This window comes from Blautia sp. DFI.3.45 (assembly GCF_020593505.1).
Taxonomy (GTDB): Bacteria; Bacillota; Clostridia; order Lachnospirales; family Lachnospiraceae; genus Blautia_A; species Blautia_A wexlerae.
In genome coordinates this window covers 1-3,528 of the sequence record NZ_JAJDMI010000093.1, presented here as the reverse complement: position 1 = coordinate 3,528, position 3,528 = coordinate 1, and the positions used below count along the sequence as shown (strand labels likewise).

Below are 3,528 nucleotides of genomic sequence, written 5' to 3'. Positions count from 1 at the left end.
TGAATGTGCATTGTGATCTATTTTTTCCATAAAAACAGTCCTTTTTTGATCTTTTGCCTTATCGACTGATTCTATTATACCATGAATCGCATTGCAGAACAAGTGTTCTTTTCTGTTTTTTTGCAATTTATCTCCCACCTATAGAGGAAGAAGAATTCTTGCTATATATTATGTTAAAGCCATCGGCTTAACGTAACGTATCACTTCGTTTAATAAAATTGGTACAAGCATCAGTTTCTGTTTCCGGATACAAAATACCGCTCTCTCTTCCAAGTTTAAAACAGCGCATCATCCAAATCATGTTTCGTGCAAGATTCCGCATGGTCTGCATACCTTCTTCATCCTGAGAAGCTTCTTCTCCGTAAAGACCATGTACCATGTTCCAATAGGTAGAACCGGCGACTGGCATCTGTGCAATCCCAAAATATTTATTGATCCCATCAAGAGCTGCCGTGGTTCCTCCTCTTCTTGCTACTGCAACAGCAGCACCCGGTTTAAATTTGAAGGCGTCATAACCTCCGGCACTGTAAAAAACTCTGTCCAAAAAATCATAAATACGTCCACTTGGATGTGCAAAATATACTGGTGTTGCAAATACAAAGCCATCTGCTATTTTAGCCTTTTCAACAAATTCATTTACGCCATCATCTTTAATCACACACTTTCCTGTTTTTTGACAGACATTACATTGAAGACAATCTGCTATAGGCTTTCCTCCAAGCTGAACAACCTCTGTCTCTACTTCTTCTGAATGAAATACCTTTATCATTTCTTCCAAAGCTGTCATTGTTGTTCCATGCAGATGACTGCTTCCGTTAACAAGCATTACTTTCATTTAATTTAACCTCCGTTGATTTTTCTATCAGTTTTGGCAAAGCACCACGTCCATAGGATATAATCCTGTTTTATACCGCATGGACATAAGCGTACGTCTTGCTGTTTTTTTGATACAGTTCCAGATTTTTTACGCTTATCTGTTTACTCATTTTCTTCCAAATCTTCCCATGGTTTCAGCCCCATTTCTTCCCAGGTGACACCATATGGTGTACCTCCGGAAGTGTAACCTGCAATAAAGAAAAATCTGAATACATACTGTATGTTTTATCGGCTATTACACTTTTCTGTTTTTGTTTTAAATCCTTATAGTTTTTATCCGCCCTCTGCATATTTATCCTCATTCAGTATTCTTTCTCGATTTCTTCTGTTATCCCAAACATATTTTTAAAGTCATCTAAATCCTTGGGAGACTTGATCAGCATGATTTCTTCCAGTTTTCCAGTCTGCATATCTTTGAATCCTGCCACCTGCTCACCTGTGCAAATACTTGCACGAATTACTGGTTTCATACATTCTCTATCATAAGATTTTTTAACGTTTTTCTTTTTGAACAATCCCATACTATCGCCTTCTTTCTGCTGTGCCATATCTGTACCGCCTTTACAGTTCTTATTCATCGTAATGATTATATCCACCAAACAATCCTGGTTTGCTATATCCTTTTTTACTCATATCATTCTCCTCCTGATTCTTTATTCTTATATCTCAGAATAACACTCTTTTCTCTTTTTGAAATCGCATAACAGGCGACATTCACTCATTTGCCTATGGGTTACTGTTCACTCCGTTCCCAGCAACACGCTTCGCGATGCACAGAATTTATGCTAATCGCATAAATTCGCGCAGTATGTCTCGGGTTTTCTGTGACCTTCGCTCACAAAAAACACCTCGCGGGATATTACCAGTGAACAGTAACGCCTATGGACATTATACCATCAATTACTTGTTGTTAGCTTACAAATCAAGTATAATAAAATATATTATGAAATAACTGCGCAGCATGAGGCCTGGAAGACAGGTAATCCTCATGCCTGGCGATATACGAGGGAGGAATTCTCATGGGTAAACAATCCACCAGGGAAAACAAAACTATTTACCAGCTTTGCCGAGAATCGGCAGGACTTACAAGAGCAGAGGCCAGTGAAAAAATGACTGCTGTCTCTGATTCAAAAATTGAAAAATTCGAATATGAAACACAAGAACCAACGCCTTATGATATCCTCCAGATGGCAGATGCCTATAAAAGACCAGATCTTTGCAATTATTACTGCTCTCACAAATGCGAAATAGGTCAACGTTATGTTCCTGAAATAGAAGTGACTAATTTATCAAATATCATTTTGGAGACAATTGCCAGCTTAAATGAAATCAATCCTCTTACCGGTCGCCTGATCCAAATTGCACGTGACGGTAAAATCAGTGATGATGAAATGAAGGATTTTGCTTATATCAGTAAAAAACTTAATGAAATTTCTTTAGCTATAGACTCTTTGAATCTTTGGGTAGATAAAACAGCCGGGGAGCAGGGGCTCAATCTTGAACTCTTAAATGCCGAAAAAGCAAAATTAAAATAATCCATACTGCACGAAAGGCAATGAATCATTTCTGATTCATTGCCTTTACCTTACATACGCTGTAATTGACTGACTATGCTTTCGGTTCTTCGAATTGCTTCTTCTACCTGTCTTTTTGCATTATTGATCCGATCCTGGACCACCCAGTCCACAACAAATCCATCAAAAAAATAATCCGCAAATGAAAGAAAATCTCCAGTATTGATATTTAAGTTACATGCCATATTTACATCATTTAATTCTCTGCTGAAACTACGTAGATCATACTTTGCCTGTTCCATATTCCGTTTCGCCTGGTCCATTTTGGAATGTTTTAGCATTGTAGTAAAAAATCCACCGCCAAACATATCTACCAGACCCCAGTTCTTTGCACTGTTCAGATTTTCTTTTGCCGTACGAAGACTATTCAGTGCTCTTCGGCCGGCTTCAATAGCTTCTCTCTTTTCTTTCTCAATATCATACCCCATTCGTCTTCTCCTCCTGATCCATTATGAATGTGAGGTTGCCAATGCTATAATACCACCGACAATCAACAATGGAAAAGCAATATACATCAGTCCACCCAAAACCATACCGATCAATATCACCGGGAAGAAAATAACTGTGCAAAGTAATTTCATAATTCCCCAGGATGCTCTTAACCCAAAAACAAAAAATTTTCCTACAAACCAGATCATACAAATTGTAAACAATAATGATAACATTTTTTACCCCTCCTGAAACTTATTCTAATAAATGCCTTTTTTTGGTTCTTTTTCTGCTAAATATTCAGATGTGTTCTTCATTCCAAACTTATTACTGAATTCCGGATTTTTCTCCATTTTTTCTATTATTCGGATCAATCGAATTCTCTGTGCTACTTCCATCTGATCACCTCGTTTATATTCTTCTTTACTGTTGACATTGTCAGTATAGCAAAATATTTTTTCATAATAAACACCCATTATGAAGAATTGAACCTTTATATTTCTCGAATGTGAACGTCACATGACTGAAGTCACGTGCTTCCAGACGCTTTAGGCGTCCGACTGAATATCGGCGGATACGCCTGTAACTTAGGTACGCAGTTATGCGCATTTCCCATGCCAGATATGGCAGGTTCCCACATTACAGGTAG

General features: G+C 37.8%; 6 protein-coding genes. 1 reads left to right on the top strand and 5 read right to left on the bottom strand.

The window, feature by feature from the left end:
* Window positions 1-187: 187 nt before the first annotated feature.
* Both LJE09_RS16845 and LJE09_RS16840 read right to left on the bottom strand, forming a co-directional pair.
* Window positions 188-835: a flavodoxin family protein gene (locus LJE09_RS16845; RefSeq protein ID WP_128868221.1), complete on the bottom strand. Its 648-nt coding sequence runs from the start codon at window positions 833-835 to the stop codon at window positions 188-190.
* Window positions 836-1,178: 343 nt separating this feature from the next.
* On the bottom strand, window positions 1,179-1,397 hold the full coding sequence (locus LJE09_RS16840) for a hypothetical protein (protein WP_055054355.1): 219 nt from the start codon (window positions 1,395-1,397) through the stop codon (window positions 1,179-1,181).
* A gap of 498 nt (window positions 1,398-1,895) precedes the next feature.
* Here LJE09_RS16840 and LJE09_RS16835 point away from each other — a divergent pair, with 498 nt between their 5' ends.
* The gene (locus LJE09_RS16835) at window positions 1,896-2,411 is read left to right on the top strand and encodes an XRE family transcriptional regulator (RefSeq protein ID WP_227296376.1); all 516 of its coding nucleotides are present in this window, start codon (window positions 1,896-1,898) and stop codon (window positions 2,409-2,411) included.
* 50 nt (window positions 2,412-2,461) lie between these two features.
* Here LJE09_RS16835 and LJE09_RS16830 read toward each other — a convergent pair whose 3' ends face one another.
* Genes LJE09_RS16830 through LJE09_RS16820 form a run of 3 tightly spaced genes read right to left on the bottom strand, consistent with a single transcriptional unit; the run spans window position 2,462 to window position 3,277 of the window.
* Window positions 2,462-2,878 carry a hypothetical protein gene (locus LJE09_RS16830; protein ID WP_055059026.1) on the bottom strand — a complete coding sequence of 139 codons (417 nt, stop codon included), beginning with the start codon at window positions 2,876-2,878 and terminating at the stop codon, window positions 2,462-2,464.
* A gap of 21 nt (window positions 2,879-2,899) precedes the next feature.
* Window positions 2,900-3,115, bottom strand: coding sequence for a hypothetical protein (locus LJE09_RS16825; protein ID WP_055059027.1), 216 nt, complete (start codon window positions 3,113-3,115; stop codon window positions 2,900-2,902).
* Between the two features lie 24 nt (window positions 3,116-3,139).
* On the bottom strand, window positions 3,140-3,277 hold the full coding sequence (locus LJE09_RS16820) for a hypothetical protein (RefSeq protein ID WP_227227149.1): 138 nt from the start codon (window positions 3,275-3,277) through the stop codon (window positions 3,140-3,142).
* Between the last annotated feature and the right edge of the window lie 251 nt (window positions 3,278-3,528).